20 protein-coding genes and 1 riboswitch are annotated in these 23,783 nt (G+C 47.4%); of the genes, 10 read left to right on the top strand and 10 right to left on the bottom strand.

Annotation, left to right across the window (positions count from 1 at the left end; all coding sequences use genetic code 11):
* On the top strand, window positions 1-324 hold a 324-nt coding region (locus HNR75_RS02360), incomplete at its 5' end, for a transposase (RefSeq protein WP_188025428.1).
* A gap of 34 nt (window positions 325-358) precedes the next feature.
* Here the strand turns inward: HNR75_RS02360 and HNR75_RS02365 are convergent.
* Window positions 359-1,093, bottom strand: coding sequence for a DUF2971 domain-containing protein (locus tag HNR75_RS02365; protein WP_188025429.1), 735 nt, complete (start codon window positions 1,091-1,093; stop codon window positions 359-361).
* Between the two features lie 277 nt (window positions 1,094-1,370).
* Here HNR75_RS02365 and HNR75_RS02370 point away from each other — a divergent pair, with 277 nt between their 5' ends.
* On the top strand, window positions 1,371-2,294 hold the full coding sequence (locus HNR75_RS02370; protein WP_188025430.1) for a hypothetical protein: 924 nt from the start codon (window positions 1,371-1,373) through the stop codon (window positions 2,292-2,294).
* A gap of 107 nt (window positions 2,295-2,401) precedes the next feature.
* A complete protein-coding gene (locus HNR75_RS02375) occupies window positions 2,402-3,592 on the top strand; it encodes an amino acid aminotransferase (protein ID WP_188025431.1) in 1,191 nt (396 codons plus the stop codon).
* Window positions 3,593-3,726: 134 nt separating this feature from the next.
* Here HNR75_RS02375 and HNR75_RS02380 read toward each other — a convergent pair whose 3' ends face one another.
* The 4 genes from HNR75_RS02380 to HNR75_RS02395 all read right to left on the bottom strand — a co-directional run bounded on the left by HNR75_RS02380 (window position 3,727) and on the right by HNR75_RS02395 (window position 8,402).
* Entirely contained in the window at window positions 3,727-4,803 is a 1,077-nt protein-coding gene (locus HNR75_RS02380; RefSeq protein ID WP_188025432.1) for a BMP family ABC transporter substrate-binding protein, read from the bottom strand.
* An 82-nt stretch (window positions 4,804-4,885) separates the two neighbouring features.
* The gene (locus HNR75_RS02385; protein WP_188025433.1) at window positions 4,886-5,812 is read right to left on the bottom strand and encodes an ABC transporter permease; all 927 of its coding nucleotides are present in this window, start codon (window positions 5,810-5,812) and stop codon (window positions 4,886-4,888) included.
* Complete coding sequence (locus tag HNR75_RS02390) at window positions 5,805-6,875, bottom strand: ABC transporter permease (RefSeq protein WP_188025434.1); 1,071 nt, start codon at window positions 6,873-6,875, stop codon at window positions 5,805-5,807. Before HNR75_RS02390 ends, HNR75_RS02385 begins: the two co-directional genes overlap by 8 nt.
* A 6-nt stretch (window positions 6,876-6,881) precedes the next feature.
* Window positions 6,882-8,402 carry an ABC transporter ATP-binding protein gene (locus HNR75_RS02395; RefSeq protein ID WP_188025435.1) on the bottom strand — a complete coding sequence of 507 codons (1,521 nt, stop codon included), beginning with the start codon at window positions 8,400-8,402 and terminating at the stop codon, window positions 6,882-6,884.
* A gap of 283 nt (window positions 8,403-8,685) precedes the next feature.
* On the opposite strand from HNR75_RS02395, the gene helD reads away from it, so the two are divergent.
* Window positions 8,686-10,764 (top strand): DNA helicase IV, encoded by a 2,079-nt coding sequence (gene helD, locus HNR75_RS02400; RefSeq protein WP_188025436.1) that lies wholly within the window; start codon window positions 8,686-8,688, stop codon window positions 10,762-10,764.
* A 74-nt stretch (window positions 10,765-10,838) separates the two neighbouring features.
* On the top strand, window positions 10,839-12,032 hold the full coding sequence (locus HNR75_RS02405; RefSeq protein WP_188025437.1) for an MFS transporter: 1,194 nt from the start codon (window positions 10,839-10,841) through the stop codon (window positions 12,030-12,032).
* Window positions 12,033-12,073: 41 nt separating this feature from the next.
* Here the strand turns inward: HNR75_RS02405 and HNR75_RS02410 are convergent, their stop codons facing one another.
* Window positions 12,074-12,577 (bottom strand): TIGR00645 family protein, encoded by a 504-nt coding sequence (locus HNR75_RS02410; RefSeq protein ID WP_188025438.1) that lies wholly within the window; start codon window positions 12,575-12,577, stop codon window positions 12,074-12,076.
* Window positions 12,578-12,696: 119 nt separating this feature from the next.
* Complete coding sequence (locus HNR75_RS02415) at window positions 12,697-13,257, bottom strand: sugar O-acetyltransferase (protein ID WP_188025439.1); 561 nt, start codon at window positions 13,255-13,257, stop codon at window positions 12,697-12,699.
* Between the two features lie 602 nt (window positions 13,258-13,859).
* A riboswitch (cyclic di-GMP riboswitch) is annotated at window positions 13,860-13,951 on the top strand.
* 213 nt (window positions 13,952-14,164) lie between these two features.
* On the opposite strand from HNR75_RS02415, the gene HNR75_RS02420 reads away from it, so the two are divergent.
* Window positions 14,165-16,480, top strand: a complete 2,316-nt coding sequence (locus HNR75_RS02420) for a bacteriohemerythrin (RefSeq protein ID WP_188025440.1) — start codon at window positions 14,165-14,167, stop codon at window positions 16,478-16,480.
* A 67-nt stretch (window positions 16,481-16,547) separates the two neighbouring features.
* Here the strand turns inward: HNR75_RS02420 and HNR75_RS02425 are convergent, their stop codons facing one another.
* Window positions 16,548-17,255 (bottom strand): hypothetical protein, encoded by a 708-nt coding sequence (locus HNR75_RS02425; RefSeq protein ID WP_188025441.1) that lies wholly within the window; start codon window positions 17,253-17,255, stop codon window positions 16,548-16,550.
* Window positions 17,256-17,392: 137 nt separating this feature from the next.
* Here HNR75_RS02425 and HNR75_RS02430 point away from each other — a divergent pair, with 137 nt between their 5' ends.
* The 4 genes from HNR75_RS02430 (at window position 17,393) to HNR75_RS02445 (ending at window position 21,457) form a co-directional block, all read left to right on the top strand.
* Window positions 17,393-18,811: a dihydrolipoyl dehydrogenase gene (locus HNR75_RS02430; RefSeq protein WP_188025442.1), complete on the top strand. Its 1,419-nt coding sequence runs from the start codon at window positions 17,393-17,395 to the stop codon at window positions 18,809-18,811.
* A 500-nt stretch (window positions 18,812-19,311) separates the two neighbouring features.
* Window positions 19,312-19,617, top strand: coding sequence for a PTS sugar transporter subunit IIB (locus tag HNR75_RS02435; protein WP_188025443.1), 306 nt, complete (start codon window positions 19,312-19,314; stop codon window positions 19,615-19,617).
* 66 nt (window positions 19,618-19,683) lie between these two features.
* A complete protein-coding gene (locus tag HNR75_RS02440; RefSeq protein WP_188025444.1) occupies window positions 19,684-21,117 on the top strand; it encodes a 6-phospho-beta-glucosidase in 1,434 nt (477 codons plus the stop codon).
* Window positions 21,118-21,196: 79 nt separating this feature from the next.
* The gene (locus tag HNR75_RS02445) at window positions 21,197-21,457 is read left to right on the top strand and encodes a SemiSWEET family sugar transporter (RefSeq protein WP_188025445.1); all 261 of its coding nucleotides are present in this window, start codon (window positions 21,197-21,199) and stop codon (window positions 21,455-21,457) included.
* A 117-nt stretch (window positions 21,458-21,574) separates the two neighbouring features.
* Here the strand turns inward: HNR75_RS02445 and argG are convergent, their stop codons facing one another.
* Window positions 21,575-22,903 carry an argininosuccinate synthase gene (argG, locus tag HNR75_RS02450; protein WP_188025446.1) on the bottom strand — a complete coding sequence of 443 codons (1,329 nt, stop codon included), beginning with the start codon at window positions 22,901-22,903 and terminating at the stop codon, window positions 21,575-21,577.
* Between the two features lie 196 nt (window positions 22,904-23,099).
* Window positions 23,100-23,741 (bottom strand): site-2 protease family protein, encoded by a 642-nt coding sequence (locus tag HNR75_RS02455; RefSeq protein WP_188025447.1) that lies wholly within the window; start codon window positions 23,739-23,741, stop codon window positions 23,100-23,102.
* Window positions 23,742-23,783: the final 42 nt, after the last annotated feature.

The raw sequence follows: 23,783 nt of genomic DNA on the forward strand, positions 1-23,783 counted from the left end.
TATACGTTGTTATGTGAATTACCGGAGCTTGGTAGCCTGAACAGTAGGGAGATCGCAGCCTTAGTCGGATTAGCCCCATTCAACAAAGAAAGTGGTCGAATGAAAGGCAAACGAAGTATCCGGGGAGGAAGACCCCGGATCCGAACAATCATGTTTATGGCGATGATGTCATCAATCCAATGTAACCCGGTATTCAAACAAAAATATGAGCATCTAAAAGCTGCTGGGAAGTTACCAAAAGTTGCGTTGATAGCCTGTATGAGAAAGCTGATTGTGATCTTAAATACGATGGTAAAAAACCAGCAGCAATGGCAGTTAAATTAGTCGAAAACAGTTGACGAAGAACCACAGTCACTTGTTATATGATTTTATTTAGTTTGAGACCAAAGTCGCCGCTTTTTAAAGATGCCTTAAATAGTGGAATGTTTCGATCAGCGACGATTTTACGGATGATGTCAATATCTGAATTACTTGCTCTGTTACCAAATATTATTGATTTTATACGACCAGGTATTCTTTCAACAGTACCTCCATTAATTATAAAGCTTCGCCATTCATATTCATAAGACCATTGTTCTGATTTTGTATACAGAACCCTCAGCTGAGCTTCAGACATAAGGCTCTTTGAATTAAAGATATTGGGTGTTAATGAAGGATATGCTTTCGTATAGTTTACTTTTTTGGTTTTTGTATCATCTCCGAGCACACATGATTCAGTACGTTCAAATTCAATACACAAACCCTTATGATCATCAGCATAGTGAGACCACATTAAAATGTCTTTACAATTTTCAGAAAGAGACAAAATACCATATGATTTCAGTTTTTCCTCAAATTCATTTATATCTTGAGTGTGGTCGTTTAATGAATAAGCCGTTATTCCGTCTCTTATACCATTAGGGAAGTGTTTTTTAGTCTGTGCTGTTGTGGCAGGAGTTGTGCTGGTCTGTCTTTTAAATGAGCATTTAGCATCAAAAGGATCATTAAATGATTCTGGAAGCGCATAAAAAATTCTTTCATTAGCAATGATATCCAGAGTAAATAAATTGATAGGTTTATATTTGTATAGGCTTTTTATTTCTGGATTTTTCATCTTGTGATGCCTAAGTATGGGATCATATAACAATTTATTATAAAGAATTATTCCATAATTCATGCGAATCCAGCGCTGTTATACGGAATTCTTCCATGTTTCATTTTTAGACCGGCAAAGCTACCGCAGGACCGCATAAGTGCGATCTGGGTTTGTTCCTGTCAGATAAGACAGATATGTTCTATCCTAGTCTCGTTCGGGGTTGGTTTCAATCAGAGCGCTTGATCAAGGTCAGTTTTTGGTAGGTTATAGTAACAGGCAGAAGGTGGAGGAATGCATGATGAAAACTGAACCCCTGAATACGGCTACTGCCACGCTGATGGCGCGTTTACTGGATAAGCAGCGGATCCGGGTGCACAAGCGGTGGGCGATTATCCAACTGAATGTCTGGCTGCAACACGGCTGGGTTACCGCACAGGGCGACGGGATTTATCAGCTTACAGCCGAAGGGGAGCAGTATTTCCGGCAGCATCTGCTGGCACACGGTGATGTTTCGCTGGAGTCACTGCTGCATCAGCTGGATATCCAGTTACCGGAGAAGTGCAATAGCCGTATTCTCTCTTTCCTGCTGAATCAGGAACGTAAAATCTCTGAAGCACAGATGCGTGAGCACGAGATAACGTTGCTCCGGGATAGTTATCTACTGTTACGCTGCAATTTGCCCTGCAGTATTTTTATGCAGTCCGGCGAGCTGATTGATGTCAGCACCCTATTCAGCGTATGGGGGGAGGTGGTCATACCGGAACGCGTTATTCCCGATATCAAAAAGGTGCTCTGGAAGACAGTGCCGCCGCAGTATGTGATCACGGTTGATAACCGGGATGCGTTTGTCAGTATGCCGTTACCGGCGAATACACTGCTGATTCATGCGCCTGCCAGTGATACCCGGATGGCGGAACAGCTACTGTGCGCGCTGACAACGGATATTCCCTGGAGCCATCTGGGCGATCTTTCTCCGGAAGGGATTAAAAAAACCGCCGGATTCGCCGAACGGCTCCAGCGTCCGCTTTCACTTTATCTCCCTGAAAACTGGCCTGATTATTTGAAGCTGCTAGGGACACCGTTGCCGCCTGATGAGCAGTGGCCACTCAATCTGATTCCCCGTCCGTTGCAGATTAAGCTGAGGTATTTGCTCGAAAACCGGCGAAAAATACCGCAGCAGGCCATGGTATACGCAAAAAAATGGGTTCATGAATTATAGTTTTTTAATTTGCTATAGTGGCTTTATCCGCGCAGTGCTATAAATAGCAGTACTCAGAGACTCCGGTCTCATCCCCCCAACTAGCCAAACAGAAAACAGGACGAATCATGTTTGAGAAGGTGACACAGGCTCCGGCCGACCCGATTCTGGGTTTAACTGAAGAATTCCGCAATGACCCACGTACCAACAAAATCAATCTGGGTGTCGGCATTTACAAAGATGAAGCGGGTGCTACGCCAATCCTGAACTGTGTGAAAAAGGCAGAAAAAATTCTGCTGGAAACCGAAACCACCAAAAACTACCTGAGCATTGAAGGTAATGCCGAGTATGGTCAGCTGGTGCAGGAACTGCTGTTTGGCGCAGATCATGAAATCGTCACCAGTAAACGGGCTAAAACAGCTCAGGCACCAGGTGGTACCGGCGCGCTGCGTATTGGTGCCGAATTCCTGTTTCGTCAGGGTATCTCGAAAAAGGTCTGGATCTCTAATCCGACCTGGGTAAACCATTTCCAGGTATTTGGTGTTGCCGGCATGGAAACCGCCGAATATCGTTACTACGATCCGGCGAACAAGAATCTGGATTTCGATGGCATGCTGGAATCACTGTCTGCTGCCGCACCAGGCGATGTGGTATTGCTGCATGGCTGCTGCCATAACCCGACCGGTGTTGATCCATCGCTGGAACAATGGGAAGTGCTGGCAAAATTCTGTGCTGAACGTCAATTACTGCCATTCTTCGATTTCGCGTATCAGGGCTTTGGCCGTGGCGTAGATGAAGACGCTGCTGGTCTGCGCACATTTGCCAAATACAACAAAGAGTTGCTGGTAGCCAGTTCCTTCTCTAAAAACTTTGGTCTGTACAATGAGCGTGTTGGTGCGATCACCGTGGTCACTCCGGACAGCGAAATTGCTCTGCGTTCTTTCAGCCAGGTTAAAACCACAATCCGTGCAAACTACTCCAACCCGCCATCACACGGCGCGTCAGTGGTCGCGACTGTACTGAAAGATCCTGCGCTGCGTGCCGAATGGATCGAAGAAGTGAAAACCATGCGCGACCGTATCTGGGAAATGCGCGAGCTGTTTGTGCAGAAACTGAAAGACAAAGGCATCGAGCAGGATTTCAGCTTCATTACAGAGCAAAACGGCATGTTCTCCTTCTCTGGTCTGAATAAAGATCAGGTGGCTCGTCTGAAGAATGAATTCGCGATCTATATCGTCGGTTCTGGCCGTATCAGCGTAGCAGGTATGACCAAGAACAATATCGACGCGCTGATCGATGGGATTGCTGCAGTAATCTGATTGTCGCTGCTTCCGGAAGAATGATAAAAGCCCTCTGAAAATTCAGGGGGTTTTTTTATGGGGAAGCCGAAAAAACAACGAAAAAAACAAAAGGGAGCCGAAGCTCCCTTTTCTGTTTGAATCACTGAGGCTGATTATTTGGCGACAGTGGCATCAATACCTTCAACAAACCAGTTGATCTGAGCCAGTTCTGCGTCGGTCAGAGAGTGACCAGCCGGAACGACTTCTTTACCGGTGTTGTCTTTGATTGGACCAGTAAATGGCTTGAACTCACCGGTTTTGATCTTGGTGTAGGTAGTGTTGATCGCATCTTTGACGTTCTGTGGCAGATTGTCATTGATAGAACCCAGTTTCACTACGTCTTCAGCAAAACCACCCCAGTAGTCCTGTGGCTTCCAACTGCCGTCTTTAACTGCCTGAACAGTTTTCAGGTAATGCGGTTCCCAGTTATCAACGATAGAGAAGATATGCGCTTTCGGACCGTAGTGAGATACGTCAGAAGCCTGACCAACTGCACGGATACCGCGTTTTTCAGCTACCATCATTGGCGCCGGGCTGTCAGTGTGCTGCATCAGAACGTCAACGCCCTGATCGATCAGCGTATTGGCGGCATCGGTTTCTTTACCCGGATCGTACCAGGAGTTCACCCAAACGATTTTGATTTTTACATTCGGATTAACGGATTTCGCGCCCAGGAATACAGCGTCGATATCACGATATACTTCCGGAATAGGGAAGGAAGCGATGTAACCGATGGTGTTAGATTTGCTCAGCAGACCTGCGGCAACACCGGCAACATAACGGCCTTCATAGGCGCGCTGAATGTAGGTGCCTACGTTTTTGGTGCGTTTATAACCGGTCGCGTGCTCAAAAACCACATTAGGGAATTTTTTCGCAACTTTCAGAGTCGGGTTCATGAAGCCGAAAGAAGTGGTAAAGATAATCTTGTTGCCACTTTTCGCCAGCTGAGTAATAACGCGCTCTGCATCGGCACCTTCAGCCACGTTTTCCACGAAAGTGGTTTTAACCTGACCTGGCAGTGCTTTTTCCAGTTCTTTACGTGCGCGGTCGTGCTCATAGCTCCAGCCATGATCGCCAACAGGGCCAACGTAAACAAAACCAACTTTCATAGGTTCTTCTGCGGCGGCTGCAAGAGAGCAACCTGCAGTTAACGCGGCGACAGCCAGTAAGCGGAAAATCCTTGTCTTCATGTGTTTTTCTCCGATCATTTTAAGAAACACAAGCTAAAGCTTGCGGCTCATCAATCACACAGCAAAAGTAATAGATGAAAAATTATACTCTGGAATCAAAGGTCTGGCCCAGTGACATCGGGGCAGACAGTTTTTCTTTCATCCGGTTCGAACCGATAAAAATCATCACAATCAGTGTTGCCAGATACGGCAACATCGCCAGCAGGTTAGGGGAGATCTTCATGCCCAGACCCTGCAGGACCAGATGCATGATGCTGGCAATACCGAACAGGTAAGCGCCCAGCACCAGATTCTTGGTTTTCCATGAGGCGAATACAACCAGTGCCAGTGCGATCCAGCCGCGGCCACCGGTCATGTTTTCCATCCACATCGGTGTATAGGCCAGTGACATGTATGAACCGGCCAGACCCGCCATCGCGCCGCCAAACAGAATGGCCAGGTAACGGACTTTCAGTACCGGCAAGCCAATCGCGTTCGCATTATGCGGATTTTCGCCAACGGCACGCAGAGTCAGGCCGCCACGGGTTTTAACACAGAACCAGCCGACAACGATAACCAGCAGCCAGCTCAGATAAATCAGCGGATCATGTTTAAACAGCAGGGCACCGATAAACGGAATATCAGACAACCCCGGGATCACAACAGCCTGAAAGCCTTTAACGGTTTGACCGACATATGCCGAACCCACAAAAGCACTCAGACCGGTACCAAAAATCGTCAGCGCCAGACCGGTTGCCACCTGGTTGGCCCGCAGGTGCATACTGATCACGCCAAACAGCAGTGACATCAGGGTGCCGGCCAGCATGGCCATCATGACGCCAAACATCAGGGAGCCGGAACTGGAAGCAGCGATAAAGCCACATACCGCGCCCATCAGCATCATGCCTTCCTGACCGAGGTTCAGTACGCCTGATTTTTCACAAATCATTTCACCCAAGGCAACCAGCAGCAACGGCGTTCCGGTTTTAATGGCTGCCGTCAGAATTTGCAGAAGCAGTTCATTATCCATTCTGAGTTTCCTTAGATTTCACTTTAACCAGGCGATAACGCAGCAGGAAATCGCTTGCCAGTAACAGGAACAGTAATGAGCCCTGGAACAAACCGGTAATGGCGGTTGGTACGCCCAGTTCGATCTGTGCCATATCGCCGCCCATGTAGATCAATCCCAGGAACAGACCTGAAACGCACATGCCCAGCGGATGTAGACGACCCAGCCACGCCACGATAATTGCGGCATAGCCGTAGCCTGGTGATACCGCCGGAATCAACTGACCAATCGGACCGGATACTTCACTGGCACCGGCCAGACCGGCCAATGCGCCGGAGAACAACATGATGCCCCAGCGTAAACGGCGGATTGAGAATCCGGCATAATGCGCGGAGGACTCATCGTGACCCAATACCCGGATCTGGAAACCCAGCCAGCTGAAACGCAGTAATACCCAGGAGAGGATCGCTGCCAGCAAGGCGAAGAGAACACCCAGATGGACGCGGGTATTTTCAATCAGAATAGGCAGTAACTGTGTATCGGCAAACAAGGCGGATTCCGGGAAGCCCATGCCTTCCGGATCCTTGAGCGGGCCATGTACCGCCCATTGCAGCGTATACAGCGCGATGTAGTTCAGCATGATGGTGGTCAGGATGATATTGCTGTTGAACCATTGCCGCAGGGCAATCGCAATACCTGACCAGGCCATGCCAGCCAGAATACCGGCAATCATGGCCAGCCAGACACTCATCGAGCTGTCGGCAAATTGCAGACTGACCGCACTACCGACGACCGCACCCAGTAACAGCTGGCCTTCAGCGCCGATGTTCCACAAGTTTGCCTGGTAGCAAAGCGCCAGACCGATGGCACAAAGCAGCATCGGTGCGGTTTTTACTAATAACTCGCCGATGTTGTAACCATCGGAAAGCGGGCTGATGAAGAACACATGCATGGCATGGAACGGATCTTTGCCCAGAAAACTAAATAATCCCATTCCCAGCAGGATAGTCAGACACACCGCAATTAACGGTGAGACCAGCTGCAGATACCATGGAATAAAGGTACGAGGTTGAAATTGCCACATGGTGGTTTATTCCTGCTCCAGAAATTGTCCGGCCATCCACTGACCGATCTGATTCGTGCTGGTTTCCTGTGTTTTGACGACAGGCGAGAGGTGACCATCAAATAAAGCCGCAATACGGTCACTGATCAGGAACAGTTCATCCAGATCTTCGGAGATCACAACGATAGCTGCGCCCCGATCGCGCAATTCCATCAGTTCACGATAGATCGCATTGGCTGCACCGATATCAACCCCCCAGGTCGGGTGAGCGCAGACAAACACATTCGGTTCCAGCGCCAGTTCACGACCAATGATGAATTTCTGCAGGTTGCCGCCAGACAGCGATTGCGCCGGTGCATGCTCGTTATGGCATTTCACCTGATGCTGCTCAATCACATCGCGGGTCCGGGCGGACACTTTGTTCCATTTCACCCAGCCCCAGCGTTTTAACCCCAGCGTTGCGTTGGTCAGCAGCAGGTTTTCACGCAGACTCATTTTCGGCGCGGCACCGTGTCCCAGACGTTCTGCCGGAACATAAGCCATACCGAGCTGACGACGACGGCCCACCTTCAGACGACCCACCGGTTTTCCGTTCATAATGATCTGATCACTATGCGGACTCTGCCATTCACCACTCAGTGCACTCAGCAATTCTTCCTGCCCGTTACCGGCCACACCGGCAATACCGAGGATCTCGCCGCCACGCAGAGAGAAGTTCAGTTTTTTCAACGCGCAGGCGAAAGGATTAGGTGCCGGCAGAGACAGGTCTTTTACCGCAAGATTGATGGTCTTGCTGGAGCGACGCTCATACGTTTCCGCGATGGCACTGTCACCCACCATCATGCGGGCAATGCTTTCCGGTGTTTCATTAGCCGGTATGCAGGAACCGGTAACCCGTCCGCCACGCAGGATGGTTGCGTTATGACAGAGTGCGGTCACTTCCTTCAGTTTATGGCTGATAAACAGGATTGTGCAGCCGTCAGCCGCCAGTTGGCGTAAAACCACAAACAGACTGTCCACTTCCTGCGGTGTCAGCACGGAGGTAGGTTCATCAAGAATAAGCAGTTTTACTTGCTGGATCAGACAGCGAAGAATTTCGACTCGTTGGCGTTCGCCCATGGACAAGCTAAACACATAACGATCTGGATCTATATTCAGTCCGTAATTTCCCGACAGCTCACGGATGCGTCCTGCCAGATCACCGATTTGTTCCCGCATTGAAGGGGTTAAGCATAAATCGATGTTTTCCGTGACGGTTAATGTTTCAAACAGCGAGAAGTGCTGAAACACCATACCGATGCCCAGTTCACGGGCATGAGAAGGAGAGCGGATTTGCAGCTCCTGCCCATCCCATATGATGGAACCACTGTCCGGGGTCACCAAACCATAAATGATTTTGACCAAGGTTGACTTTCCTGCACCATTTTCGCCCAATAGTGCATGGATTTCACCACGTTCGAGCTTCAAATTGATCTTGTTATTCGCAAGACAGCCAGGATATTGCTTAGTAATATCCCACAATTCAAGCTGGTAATGATGTGTTGTCATCCTCTTTACGACACTCCGTTTGCGGGTGTAAAAAATTGATGTGCGAGTTAAGCAAAAAATCGTCCAATTTGCCATTTTTTCTGCATGTAAATTCACTGATCAGCGAAAAAATCACCATGCAGGGGCACAATCACCCGAATAATGTACCGTATGCAATATCGGAGCCGGGTATCCGGGCTGAATTCAGACTGAAAGCGGTACTTAAGTATTTTAGTCAATCAGGCTGAATGTTCATCTTTTCATCGTGATATCTTTAAATGCAGAATTAATGCTGAACAATTAAATGAATACTTTCGAAATCAGAAATAACTGGCTGACCAACCTTCTTTTCGGCCATCCGCCATCGATTCTGACTTTACATAGCAAAGGGTTGCAGATCTCGGATGGCAAGAAAAAGGTGATATTGCCGTTTAGCCGGATGAGTTCACTGCCGCAAATCCGGCGCCGGTTATTCTGGTCGCATTTGTCTGTGTCTACGGCCAAAAAGTCCTATCTGTATAAAGGCTTTTCTGTTTCTCAGCTGCGTCAGTTTTCGCTGGCGCTGAATGACGCGTTAAAGAGTCACGTTCAGCCACTATTACAGGCTGAATACAAAGAAGCCAAACAGCTTAAAACCGAAATCAGAAATTTTCTTGATGCGTCTGCGTATCGGCGACATTCTCAGGGCCGGGCATTAATCACGCGCTGTCGTCAGCTGGTCGCGAAGACATCTGTCCCGCTGCGGGAGCATTTTGCAACTTCTGCGCATTTATCCGCTATAAAGTCCCTGGCGGATTTTGTGGCGACGGCAGAGGAAAAAAGGAAACGGGCGAACGCCAAATTCCTCCGGCAGGAATTGCAACGCTGCCAGTCGTTCTTTGATCAGCTTGAGCGGAACCCGCTGACTGCGGCGCAGCGCCGGGCCTGCGTTATCAGTGAAGATAATAATCTGGTACTGGCAGGTGCTGGTACCGGGAAAACCAGTACGATGACCGGAAGGGCCGGATATCTGCTAATGAGCGGACAAACACAGCCGGCGCAGATCCTGATGCTGGCGTATGCCAGAAAAGCGGCAGAAGAGATGCAGGAGCGGCAGGATAAATGTTTGCGGCCACTGCTACAGCAATCAACCCCGGTCATTAAAACCTTTCATGCGCTCGGGCTGGAAATTATCGGGAAGGTTGAAGGCAAATGGCCGGTGATTACGCCGTTTGCGGAAAACAATACGGCCTATCTGCAATTCATCGAGGATGTCATTCGTCATCTGATGTCCGATCCTGCATATAAGAAGAAGCTGAATCAGTTTTGCGCTGCGTCCGGTTATCAGAAACCAGTGGCGGACGTTGCCAGGTTAATGGCTGATTTTCTGATGTTATTCAAACAGTCCCGTCAGACATTCAAAGCGTTAACCTCGGCTGTGAAAAAACAGGCGGATACCGCACGATTCTCCTTGTTCCTGTCGATTTTTGAGCCGGTTCTGAATGCTTATGAACAGCATCTGGCAGAGAAAAATGAAATCGATTTTACGGACATGATTGTCAAGGCCACCGGTTATGTTGAATCCGGCCGCTATTTCTCGCCTTATCAGCATATTCTGGTAGATGAGTTTCAGGATATCAGTCAGGAGCGGGCGCTTTTAATCAAGGCACTGCTGGCTCAAAGGGAAGCTGCCGTACTCTTCGCGGTCGGTGATGACTGGCAGTCCATTTACCGGTTTACGGGAAGCGATATCCGCCTTACCCGGGAATTTGACGCGTTATTTGGTGCGACGACTACGACGGCACTGGACACCACGTTCCGGTTTAACAACAAGATCGGTGAAGTTGCCTCGGCGTTTGTCTTGAAAAACCCGGAACAGATGACAAAAACGATCAATGCGGTTTCTGTGGTGCCGGATCCGGCAATTCATCTTATCCGTACTTCCGCCACGGAATCTGGTTTGCATCAGGCACTGAACCGGATTCAACAGGAGGCTTCGGAACAACAAACAGAGAGGAAAACGACGGTAGCGGTACTGGCCCGGTTTAATTTTCTGTTTGGTCATGATAATCCGGTAATGCAGAGACAACAGATGGGGGAAAAATATCCGCAGCTGGAAATCGAGTTGATGTCTGTGCATGCCTCTAAAGGAAAAGAGGCGGATTACGTCATTATCCTGGGGATGAATAAGGGGAAATACGGTTTTCCTTCGCAGAAGGCGACTGACCCGATACTTGAATTTTTGTTACCCGGCAAAGAAACCTTTCCTGACGCCGAAGAACGCCGGCTGTTTTATGTGGCATTAACCCGTGCCCGGCACCGGGTTTATCTGATATCGGATCCGAGGGATGAATCCCCGTTTATTACGGAGCTTATTGAACAAAAATATCCGATATGTACATAACAAAATCCGGTGATGTGATCTGTTTCACGGTAGAATGTTTCATTCCGGCATTCCTGATCCAGCAATAATTTCTTATGGAAAATACACAGTCTCTTGCTCAGACGAAAAACAGCGATACCCGTTTTCGTGTTCTTGGTGCTATCAGTGCGTCTCATTTTCTGAATGACATGCTGCAGTCACTGATTTTTGCTATCTATCCATTGCTGAAAGGCAATTTCGCGCTGAATTTTACCCAGATTGGCCTGCTGACACTGACATACCAGCTGACCGCCTCTGTGTTACAGCCAATGGTTGGTTTGTATACCGACAAGCATCCGAAACCTTATTCGCTGGTGGTGGGAATGGGGTCAACCTGTTCCGGATTGTTATTATTGAGTCAGGCAAATACCTTTCCGCTTTTATTGCTGGCTGCGGCAATGGTGGGACTAGGCTCCTCGGTTTTTCATCCGGAATCGTCACGTGTTGCCCGCATGGCGTCCGGTGGCCGGCACGGGCTGGCACAATCCATTTTTCAGGTCGGCGGGAATGCGGGAACTGCAACCGGACCGCTATTGGCGGCGGCCATTATTTTCCCGCTGGGACAAGGGAGTCTGGCCTGGTTTTCGCTGGCAGCGCTACTGGCGATGTTCATTTTATGGCACGTGGGTAACTGGTATCGTCAGCAGCACCGCAGCAATAAAATGACGCCGGTACACCGGGAGACCGGCTTGTCACGTAACAGCATTATTCTGGCGCTGGGTGTGCTGCTTCTGCTCATTACCTCCAAGTACCTCTATATGGCGAGTCTGACAAACTACTACACCTTTTATCTGATGCATCGGTTCGGGCTGGATGCGCAGAATGCACAGTATCATCTGTTCATTTTCCTGTTTGCCGTTGCTGCCGGGACGGTATTGGGCGGACCGATTGGTGACAGAGTTGGCCGTAAGCGGGTGATCTGGTTTTCTATTCTGGGTGTGGCGCCATTTACGCTGGCGTTACCGTATGCCGATCTGTTCTGGACGTCGGTACTATCCTTCATCATCGGGTTTATTCTGGCATCTGCGTTTTCAGCAATACTGGTTTATGCGCAGGAACTGGTGCCGGGGCGGGTAGGGACAATCTCCGGACTGTTCTTTGGTTTCGCCTTTGGGATTGCTGGTATTGGTGCCGCGCTGATTGGTCAGCTGGCCGATCATTACGGCATTGAGTATGTCTATCAGCTCTGTGGCTGGTTGCCTTTGATGGGAGTTATTACCGCGTTGCTGCCAACATTAAAGAAACGCTAACGGATTGAAAGCCTGGTCAGAACAACCAGGCTTTTTCATTTCTAGTGCGTCGAATCTTTATCCCGTAAGAGTTTGTCCAGATAGCCCATGGCAAACGCAGACATAACAAACGTGATGTGAATCAGCAGATACCATTTGATCTTGTCATCCGCGATGTTCTCGGTGTTCATGAACACTTTCAGCAGATGGATCGATGAGATGGCGACGATCGAGGCGGCGACCTTGTTTTTCAGCGAACCGGCATCAAGCTTTCCCAACCAGCTCAGTTTGTCATCATGATCATCAAGGTCCAGACGGGAAACGAAGTTCTCATATCCGGAATACATGACCATGACAATCAGGCCACCCACCAGTGAAATGTCAATCAGCGACAGAATGATGAGGATCAGCTCTACTTCTTTCATGGAAAAAATCACCGTGAAAAGATGAAAAATTTCCTGAAAGAACTTAATACCCAATGCAAGCAAAGCAAGGCTCAGGCCCAGATAAATGGGAGCCATGATCCAACGGGCAGAATACATCAAGCGTTCAATAAAGCGTTCCATGATAACTTGTAATCAAAATGTTAATGATGATATTAGTTTCGTCGATGAAAGTAGGTGCGGTCAACCCTCATCCTGCAATCACCCATCAATTCATGGACTGTCACTGATAGATATGTTGTTCAGGTTGTTGATCTGAGCACCCGGCACGGATTCCCGACAGCAATGGAATAGGGCGGAATATCCTTGGTTACCACGCTACCCGCACCAATCACGCAACCTTCGCCGATGGTAACGCCCGGACAGACGATAACACCGGCGCCCAGCCATGCTTTTGAACCGATGGTGATGGGTTTTGCGTATTCAACCCCGCTGATACGTGTTGCCGAATCCAGCGGGTGGGTAGCGGTGACTATCTGAACGGATGGACCAAACATCACATCGTCACCAATAGTGACAGGTGCTACATCCAGGATTGTGCAGCCAAAATTGGCATAGAATCGTTCGCCAAGGTGAATATTAAAGCCGTAATCGCAATGAAACGGGGGAGTAATGTAGAACTGTTCGCCATAAGAACCGATCAGTTTCTGGAATAGTTCTTTGCGGGTTTCTTTATCAGACGGACGCAGATTGTTGATTTCGAATTGCAGGTCAGCAGAAGCGTGTCTGGCGGCTGAAAGCTCCGGATCCCCGGCATCGTAAAATTCGCCCGCCGTCATTAATTCACGTTGTGTTTTTGCCATTGCGTTACTCCTGATCTTATAGGCATTGGAAACATCGATGTGATACAGACTATCAAGGAAACCGGTTACATTTGTTGTTACAATCACGCTCTGTGACTTTACTCACAATCAGCAATTTGCCGGAGCAATCCCGATCTATACTTAATATGCACCTGTTTCCGATCAAAGGAGCAATATCATGGGCAAGATTTGGCAAAGCAATAAAGAACCGAAAAAGAAACCAGCCATGACTCATAAGGAAAAGAAAGCCATTAAACGCGAGAAAAAACATCCTCAATAACGTTTTTTGTTTCTGTAGCTGGTTCGTTTGATTTATTAACCCGGCGCTGGTGGATATCAGCGCCGGGTTTCTTTTTGCCTGCAAAAACCGATACGAGGGAATGGCAAACTACATAATATTCGCCGTCGCAAATATTATGTTCAATATTGTATCCCTGTTCAATCTAGGGTGGTTGATTCAATCCAGGAGGGGAAGGTCAGAGTCTGTAGCTTGTTGCTCATTTCTCTTGTGTGCTCAGCGACACAGAACCAGCAGAACGCCAATCGCCATGATTGATTGGTTTCTCGATATTTTTTATGATGTATCTCAAGTAAATATTAGTAAATGCTAATAGCAAACTGAACCGAAAGGTCAGGACGCAAAGCTTCCGGTCTAAAATCAACGTGAGTGGATCATGATAGCGGAGTTGCCATTTATCTCAGCAAAAAACCAGCTTTGTGCCTGGTTATTTAGTCGTGTTCCAATGGCAATATTTGTGTCGCCTGTCCTTGTACTACTATCTCTGGATCGGACTTGTTTTGAACCAATAATTCTCAAACGGATTATACTTTAGACATTGGTCTTGATTTCATTGAATATCTTCATATCGGTATCTGTTTGTCTGGAATTATAGACAGGGAGTGCATTATGTCTTTTGAAATTTTTCCATGGAACGACAATCTGGAAACTGGTATTGAGGCTATTGATGAACAGCATAAAAAACTGGTTCAGCTCCTTAACCGATTAGCTGCGCATCTGGCTGACTGTTCTCATTTGGTGACATTGAATGCCATTTTTGATGAACTGGCGGATTATGCCGACTACCACTTTAATGCCGAAGAACAACTCTGGAAAAATTATTTGGGAGAAACAAATAGTTGTCTGATCGCACACGAACAGGAGCATGCTGATTTTTTCCGTGAAGTTCAGCAATTGAAAAACAATCAGGATGAAAACTCTGATGATACCATCCGGAGTGTTGTTTCTTTTTTAGCCAAGTGGCTGGCATATCATATTCTGGATTCTGATAAAAAGATGGCTGCCATTTGTCTTGGGCTTCAATCGGGCATGTCTGCTGAAAATGCTAAATTGAATGCAGAACAGCAGATGTCTGGCGCAGCCAAAGTTCTGGTCGAAACTGTATTGCATATGTATGACAGTCTGTTTAACCGCACGTTAGACATGATGAGGGAATCTGCCTTACGCCGGCAGGCAGAAGAAGCACTTAAAGCCAGTGAAGAATTATATTCTGGTCAATCAGCCTTCATTTCAAATTTGTTAAGCAATAGCAATATCAGTGAACGTGAACTTGCTGATCTGGTTTATCATAACAGTAGCCAGGGGATGTTTGTAACGGACTCCGATAATCAGATTATTAGCATTAATCCTGCATTTACGCAGATCACGGGTTATGCTGAAGCGGATGTTATTGGAAAACTGCCGACCGTTCTGCTGCCTGATATGCATAGTCATTATTCATTTCTTATTTCGCTGCATGATAAGCTTAATTCCTTAGGTCATTGGGAAGGTGAATACTGGAATAAACGCAAAAATGGCGAAGTTTATCCGGAAATGATGAACTTGATGCTGATAAAAAATGACGGAAATACAGAAAAATACATGGTTGGCATGTTTTCTGATGTTTCAAAAATAAAAAATACAGAAAAGCAGCTATGGATAAATGAGAATTACGACTCTCTCACCAAGTTGCCAAACCGGCATATGTTTAACCGGAGTCTTAAAAGAGAAATAGAAAAGGCAACTTTTTCTGGTGTGCCATTATCTCTATTGTTAATTGACCTTGATTTATTTAAGCATGTCAATGATAGCTATGGTCACGCGGTGGGAGACAGCCTGCTGAAGATGGCCGCGCAGCGAATTTCAAACATAGTGAGCAACTATGGTGAAGTGGCGCGAATTGGCGGTGATGAATTTACGGTTATTCTTCCAGCAATAGGCGATGGCCGTTGGCTGGATGATATTGTTGAGCTGATTATTACTGATTTATCGAGACCATTTGTACTGGGTGAAGGCAGGAAAACATATATTTCTGCTTCAGTCGGGATCACGGTTTATCCTAAAGATGCAACTGAAGCAGATGTCTTGTTGAAAAATGCTGATCAAGCGATGTATTGCGCAAAAAGACAGGGACGGAACCGGTATTGTTATTTTACGTATTCAATGCAGGAAACGGCAAAAATGCGGCAACGCCTCATTGTCGACTTGCATCAGGCATTGAAAGAAAATCAGTTTGTTCTTTATTATCAGCCTATTGTTGATCTTGGTAAAAACACGATAAGTAAGGCGGAATCGCTCATTCGCTGGCACCATCCTGATCACGGCATGATCAGTCCGGCAGACTTTATTCCTGTGGCAGAAGAAACAGGGTTGATTGTTCCATTAGGTGATTGGGTTTTTAATGAGGCAATTGGTCAGGGAAACCGCTGGAATTTATTATTTGGTCCTGATTTTCAGATCAGTATTAATAAATCTCCTGCTCAATTCACACAGAAATCAGAACATCATGATTGGCTGGACGATCTAGATGTTAATGGTAGTAATTTTGTTATTGAAATCACCGAAGGTATGCTGATAGAAAATACCAGTACGGTAGAAAAACGGATACAGAAATATAAAAACAAAAAAATCGAAGTGGCGATTGATGATTTTGGTACTGGCTATTCATCGCTATCATATCTGAATAAGTTTGATATTGATTACATTAAAATTGATCGGTCTTTTATCAATAATTTATCTCAGGGAAAACAATATCAGACCTTATGTGAAGCGATGATTCTGATGGCGCATAAACTGAATATCAAAGTGATTGCGGAAGGCGTTGAAACTGAAGAGCAGAAAAACATGTTGATCGCCATGGGATGTGATTACGGGCAAGGATACCTGTTTTCACCACCGGTTCCGGCGGACGTTTTTGAACAATTTATGGTTCAATGGCAAAAATGAAATGATGGGTTAAACAGGTAAAAATCTGTTTAACCCATCATGTGTGCGTGTATTGATTCTTCCGGTATTAACCGAATTTCAGGAATAATCGGGAATAGGGCTGTTTCAGTTTACTTATCGCGGCCTGAATGGCTTGTTTGTCTTTCGTGGACAATGCGGCTTGCAGCGCATCGACAGCCATATTCTGGTTCTCAATGAGTTTGGCGAATTCGGCCTGATTGCGATATTGCTCTGGCGCTTCCGCCCGGAGTTTTTCGCTGAGATATGTCAGCACACCGGCTTTAGCAATCAGTTGTTCGATACCGTCTGGTTTTGTCAATATCGCCTTGTTTTCCTCCAGAAGTTGTTCCATCACCGCATGATACGCATTCATATGATCGCTGTAAGTGATGACCTGATTACGGTGGCGCAAATCAGCCAGCGTGTTCCGGATTTTTTCCAGCGTCTCGTGTGATTGAACGAGCTGTTTCTGCGTCACCTGACTTTCTGCCTGATCATAAATCTGCATTACCTGCTTTAAGGTTGCTGCAAAATTTTCATCACGATCATAGGGGGCAGGAGCCTGAGCTGAAAATTGATCTGTGATTTTCGTCCATGCGAGTTTTGCCTGCTGAACGCTCTTAAGCGCTTCGTCCGGTGTTCCGTTATTGGTTTTAAACAGTGCTACCCGATACGGTACATAAGCTTGTTGCATGGCATCGGTAAAAGCGTCTGCCGCAGAGGCAGTTGCAGATAAAAATAGTGTCAAAACACCAGCTATAATTACTCTTTGCATAAAGTACTCTCAGTACAGTCAATAATGACATATCAACTATAGCAGTGATTAATGAATATATATTATATAATTCTAATATAGTGTAGTGCATTTGCTGATCGCCCGAGTGCACAAAGACAGTAGCCGGAGGAAGTAATATGACTGCCGACATTATTACTGACGTTGCAATTATTGGTGCCGGGACCGCAGGGCTTTATGCATTACGCGAGGTTCGCCGGGCCCGTAAATCCTTTGTTCTGATCGATACTGGTCCGCTCGGTACAACCTGTGCGAGGGTAGGTTGTATGCCATCCAAAGTGGCACTGCATGCCGGAAAGCTCTGGGCGTCACGTAATGAACTGAAGGCAATCGGGGTAGCGGGAACCGATTCTTTAACCATCGATCTTGCCGCGACCTGGGATGCGTTGCGGCAGCAACGGGATAAATTCACTAAAGGGGCTGCCGCGAAAGCGCTGGCGGTGGGCGAACACCTCATCAGGGGAAAGGCCCGCTTTCTGGAACCTGCCGTTATTGAAGTAACGAATGGCGGAGATAAACAAACCATCCGCGCCACTTCCGTGGTGATCGCTACGGGTTCACGACCGGTTATTCCGGCCTGGCTGGATTCGGTAAAAGACAGACTGGTAACCACTGATGAATTCTTTGAACTGACCTCTTTACCGAAGCGGGTAGGTATTCTTGGTCTGGGCGCTATTGGTCTGGAGATGGGGATGGCGTTATCCCGGCTGGGTGTCACCGTGTTCGGAGCGGATCTGGCACCGGTGGTTGCGGGTATTTCAGATCCTGATGTGGCTCAGCGTGTAATTGAGCAATTTGGTTCTGAGATGACGATGTGGCTGAACAACCCCGTGAGTGTGGAACGGACAGAGCAAGGTGTTCTGTTGCGTAGTGGTGATAATCAGGCAGAAGTGGATCTGCTGCTCTGTGCATTAGGCCGTCGTCCCAACATCGACACGCTGGGTTTGGCTGAAGCGGGATTTCCGATCGGTGATCGGGGCATGCCGGTATTTGATCATGCGACCTTGCAGATCGGCAATTTACCGGTATTTATTACCGGGGACGCCAATGGTTTTCGTCCGCTGATGCATGAAGCTTCCGAGGAAGGTGCGGTTGCCGGCTATAACGCTGTCCGGGAATCCGTAACCCGGTTTCGCCGCAAAATTTCAGTGGGTATCGCATTCACTGATCCGGATATTTGCTCCGTAGGTGCTCGTTTTGATGAGTTGGATCTGAACAATACAGTTATTGCCGGTGCTTCCGGCGAAAGTAATGGTCGAGCCCGCATTCTGGGGGCGGAGGGTAGTCTGTTGCGTGTCTATGCCGATGCCCGGAACGGACAGTTATTGGGCGCTTCAATTTTTGCTGCCGATGGCGAACATCTGGCGCACCTGCTTGCCTGGGCAATACAGCGAAGGGAAACGGCTGAAAGTTTACTGGAACTGCCTTTTTATCATCCGACCATGGAAGAAATGTTACAGAGCGTTTTACAGGATATTACGCGAAAGCTGGTCATAAAAGAGGGTGTTCCTGCTGGATTATTGGTCGATTACAATTGATTTCAGCGAATTATCCTGGTTGATTTTTTGAGTCCGTTGACAGATTGCAAAGTGCAACTAGATTGTATTATATGTGTAGTTGTATTTTTTTCGATCAGAAATGGAGGCGCTTTGCAAATGAGAGACTCACATCTAACCGAAATCAATAATGCTCATCTTTTCATGGAATATCTGAGGTGTTCAGGTTTTAAGCTACCAGGTTCGCGATGCAATAACTGGGAACTGGTCATGCATGAAGAGGTCATTGCCCGGATCAAAAAAGACAGTAACGGCCAGAAAAAATTTTTTATCTGCGCCGCATTGATTGGGCGCAAATAACAGGCTCAAGAGTATCCGCTACCACTCAATCGTCACCCATCCTTATCTTCACGCCGGATGCATAAATCACGATTCCTGAGATCTTCATCAAAAAAAATGAAACCGGTTGCTGAAACCGGTTTCTGGTTGTTGTATAGTCTCTCTCAGACACACCATCACGGAACATATAAGAGGGCTTTACTATGAAGAAAATTTTTCTCTGCTGCGCTGCAGGCATGTCTACCAGTATGGTTGTAAACAAAATGAAGCAAGCAGCTGCTCAGAAAGGCGTGGAAGTCGAGATCATTGCGGTAGCCATGGAAGAGTTTGATACTACCTTGCCTAAATATGACTGCTGTCTGTTAGGGCCTCAAATCAAATACAAATTTGAAGAATTCAAGAAAAAAGCCGATGCCGCAGGTAAACCAATCGCGGTGATCAACAGCATGGATTACGGCATGATGCGTGGTGATAAAATCCTCGCAGATGCGCTGGCCATGATGGGCTAATACGCTGTTAGCTAACGAATTTAATAGTAAAAATTATCAGCAAATGTCATTTAGGAAGTAGAGATTATGACGAGTCAGTTGCCGAAGGATTTCTTGTGGGGTGGGGCAGTTGCGGCGCATCAGGTTGAAGGCGGCTGGAACGAAGGCGGAAAAGGCGCCAGCATCTGTGACGTATTATCAGGTGGCTCACACGGGGTTGACCGTGTTATTACCGGCGAAGTAAAAGACGGTGTTTATTACCCGAACCATGAAGCGAGCGATTTCTTCCATCACTTCAAGGGCGATATCGCACTGTTTGCTGAAATGGGTTTTAAATGTTTCCGCACCTCGATTGCCTGGACCCGCATTTTCCCGAACGGTGATGAACTGGAACCGAACGAAGCAGGTCTGAAGTTTTACGATGACATGTTTGACGAATTACTGAAACATGGCATTGAACCTGTTATCACCCTGTCTCACTTTGAAATGCCAAACCACCTGGTCAAAGAATACGGTGGCTGGGCAAACCGTAAGGTCATTGATTTCTTCGTGCGTTATTCCGAAGTTGTCATGAAACGTTACACCAAAAAAGTGAAATACTGGATGACGTTTAACGAAATCAATAACCAGAAGAACCATGAATATCCGTTATTCGGCTATTGCTGCTCTGGTGTTGTTTTTAATGATTATGAACGTCCTGAAGAGATGATGTATCAGGTTGTTCACCACGAGCTGGTTGCCAGCGCCAAAGTGGTGAAACTGGGCCACGAAATCAACCCAGATTTCAAAATCGGCTGCATGATTTCGTTTGTTCCGTTGTATCCATTCTCATGCCATCCGGATGACATGATGTACGCGCAGGAATCCATGCATGATCGCTTCCTGTTCGGTGACGTGCATATGCGTGGTGAATACCCGTCTTATGCGCTGAAAGAGTGGGAACGTAAAGGCTACAACATCAAGATGGAACCAGAAGATAAACAGATCCTGAAAGAAGGTACCTGTGATTACGTTGGTTTCAGCTACTACATGTCGAATGCTGTGAAAGCAGACGCGGTGGCTGCAGGAAACGGGATTTCTGGTTTCGCGGGCAGCGTGAAAAACCCACACGTAAAAGCGTCTGACTGGGGCTGGCAGATTGACCCGGTAGGTCTGCGTTACTCACTGAACGTGCTTTACGAGCGTTATCAGAAACCACTGTTTATCGTTGAAAACGGTTTTGGTGCGATTGATAAAGTGGAAGCGAACGGCGAAATCAATGACGACTACCGCATTGATTACCTGAAAGCACATGTTGAAGAGATGAAGAAAGCGGTCACTATCGATGGTGTTGATCTGATGGGTTACACCCCATGGGGCTGCCTTGACTGCGTCTCGTTCACAACCGGTGAATATCGCAAACGTTATGGTTTCATCCATGTTGATAAACATGATGATGGCACCGGTACTCAGGCGCGTAGCCGCAAGAAGAGCTTCTTCTGGTATCAGAACGTGATCAAGTCAAACGGCGAAGAATTATAAAATTTTGTTATCCCGTGCTCATGTTCATCCCCTTTCTCTGGAAGGGGATGTTTTTTATGGCAATTTCTGGAGTCAAATCATGGATGCATCTGTCACAGAACTGATCGGGCTGGTTGCTGGGTGTTTAACCACCGGATCGTTTATCCCGCAAGTTTTTAAAATTCTGAAAACCCGCGATGTATCGGGTATTTCACTGGTGATGTATGTTGCTTTTACTATCGGTGTCTTGCTGTGGTGTATTTACGGTTTCAGCCATGGTCAGATCTCGATTATCGCCTCCAACGGTATCACGCTGGCACTGGCGTCTGTGATCCTAGGGATGAAGCTTCGTTACCGTTAGGGCAGGTAACAGGCGTGTTGCACTGAATATCGGAAATTAAAAAAGGGGCATTGTTTTTCAATGCCCCTTTTTACTATCTTTTAAAAACCACCCCGGCAAGGGGTGGTAAACGCAGAATTACTTATGTTCTACCTGTGGAACACCGGTACCAGCAGAAGTGCTCAGCAGACCAGTTTCAACATAGTTGTGCAGTTTAGCGCGGGTATCAGTGATATCCAGGTTACGCATGGTCAGCTGACCGATACGATCGTCCGGAGAGAATGTTGACTCGCCTTTTTCCATGGTCAGACGTTCTGGCTGGTAAGTCAGGTTGTCAGATACGGTATTCAGGATGGAGTAGTCGTTACCACGACGCAGTTCCAGAGTCACTTCACCGGTGATCGCGCTGGCAACCCAACGCTGAGAAGCGTCACGCAGCATCAGTGCCTGAGAGTCGAACCAGCGGCCCTGATACAGGAAACGGCCCAGCTGACGGCCATGCGCGTGATACAGCTCGATGGTGTCTTCGTTGTGGATACCGGTCACCAGACGCTCGTAGCAGATGTGCAGCAGCGCCATACCTGGTGCTTCATAGATACCACGGCTTTTCGCTTCGATGATACGGTTTTCGATCTGATCGCTCATGCCCAGGCCGTGACGACCACCGATGCGGTTAGCTTCCAGCATCATTTCGACGTCATCCGCGAAAGTGATACCGTTGATCGCTACAGGATGACCACGTTCAAAACGAACGGTCACGGTTTCAGCCGGGATCTTCACGTTTTCATCCCAGAATTTCACGCCCATGATCGGGTTAACGATCTTGACGCTGGAGTTCAGGAATTCCAGATCTTTCGCTTCGTGAGTCGCGCCCAGAATGTTGGAATCGGTAGAGTAGGCTTTCTCTACAGACATTTTGTAGTCGAAACCAGATTTGATCATGAATTCTGACATTTCATGACGGCCACCCAGCTCATTGATGAAGTCAGTATCTAACCATGGTTTGTAGATCTGCAGAGATTCGTTAGTCAGCAGGCCGTAACGATAGAAACGTTCGATATCGTTACCTTTGTAAGTTGAACCGTCACCCCAGATGTTGACGCCATCGTCTTTCATCGCGGCAACCAGCATGGTACCGGTGACTGCACGGCCCAGCGGAGTGGTGTTGAAATAGGCTACGCCAGCGGTCGTGTTGTGGAATGCGCCGCACTGAATGGCAGCAATACCTTCAGCAACCAGCTGTTTACGGCAGTCGATCAGACGAGCTTCTTCTGCACCATATTCTTTGGCGCGGCGAGGGATCGCATCATAGTCCTCTTCATCCGGCTGACCCAGGTTTGCGGTATAAGCATAAGGTACCGCGCCTTTCTGGCGCATCCACAGCAGTGCAGCACTGGTATCCAGACCACCAGAGAAAGCGATACCAACACGTTCGCCAACCGGAAGATGCTTGAGAATAGTTGTCATATTTTTATATCCTGCCCGAAAGAACTATGGAACAACGCACTACCACGCCGGGTCTGTGCATTGCTCCCCGTAATCTGTTGCTGTCATTTTAATCATGCATATTTATGCATAATAAGTGAGTGGGAATTTAAACATCTTTTCCCGCTTTCGGGAAGAGATAAGCACCGATTTATTCGAAAATTTTATAATAGTTCATTTACCGGAACTGGAGCAGCGAGATAAAGAAATGGATGATTCCCTTGATCAACGGCGCCAGAGGCAGGATTTGAATATCCGTGTTGGCCTGGATCAGGATAATCAGCAGTAAACCTAAAGTGCCATATCGGTAGATAGTGTTTAGCAGCTGAGGATTGGTTTTCTGCAAAAACGTGGTGTAAAGATGTGAGCCATCAAGCGGCGGGATCGGGATCAGGTTAAAGACAAACAAGCCGACGTTGATGAGACTCCACACAATCAGCAGGTTGATGACCGCAAATCCGGAAGGCGCTTCAAAGTAAGGGAAAATGAATAAAATCCGGGCAATCACCAGAAACAGGATTGCTAGCAAGAGATTGGAAAAGGGGCCCGCCAGTGAAATCAGGATCTCATCCCGGTGTCTTTTTTTCAGGTTATCCGGATTAAAACTCACCGGTTTTGCCCAGCCGAAGCCGGCAATGATAATTAGCAGAAAACCCAGCGGGTCGATGTGTTTCAGCGGATTTAATGTCAGACGGCCATCATTCCGTGCGGTCATATCGCCCAGCTTGTACGCCGTGTATGCATGAGCCAGTTCGTGAACAGTCAGTCCGATGATGACCGCAGGCATCGCCTTGAGTAGCCAGAAGAGATCAAAATTCATAAATAATTCCCGATTCAATCAGTTATCCCATTTTACATGGGT

Origin of the sequence: Tolumonas osonensis (genome assembly GCF_014202415.1) — a bacterium.
Taxonomy (GTDB): Bacteria; Pseudomonadota; Gammaproteobacteria; order Enterobacterales; family Aeromonadaceae; genus Tolumonas; species Tolumonas osonensis.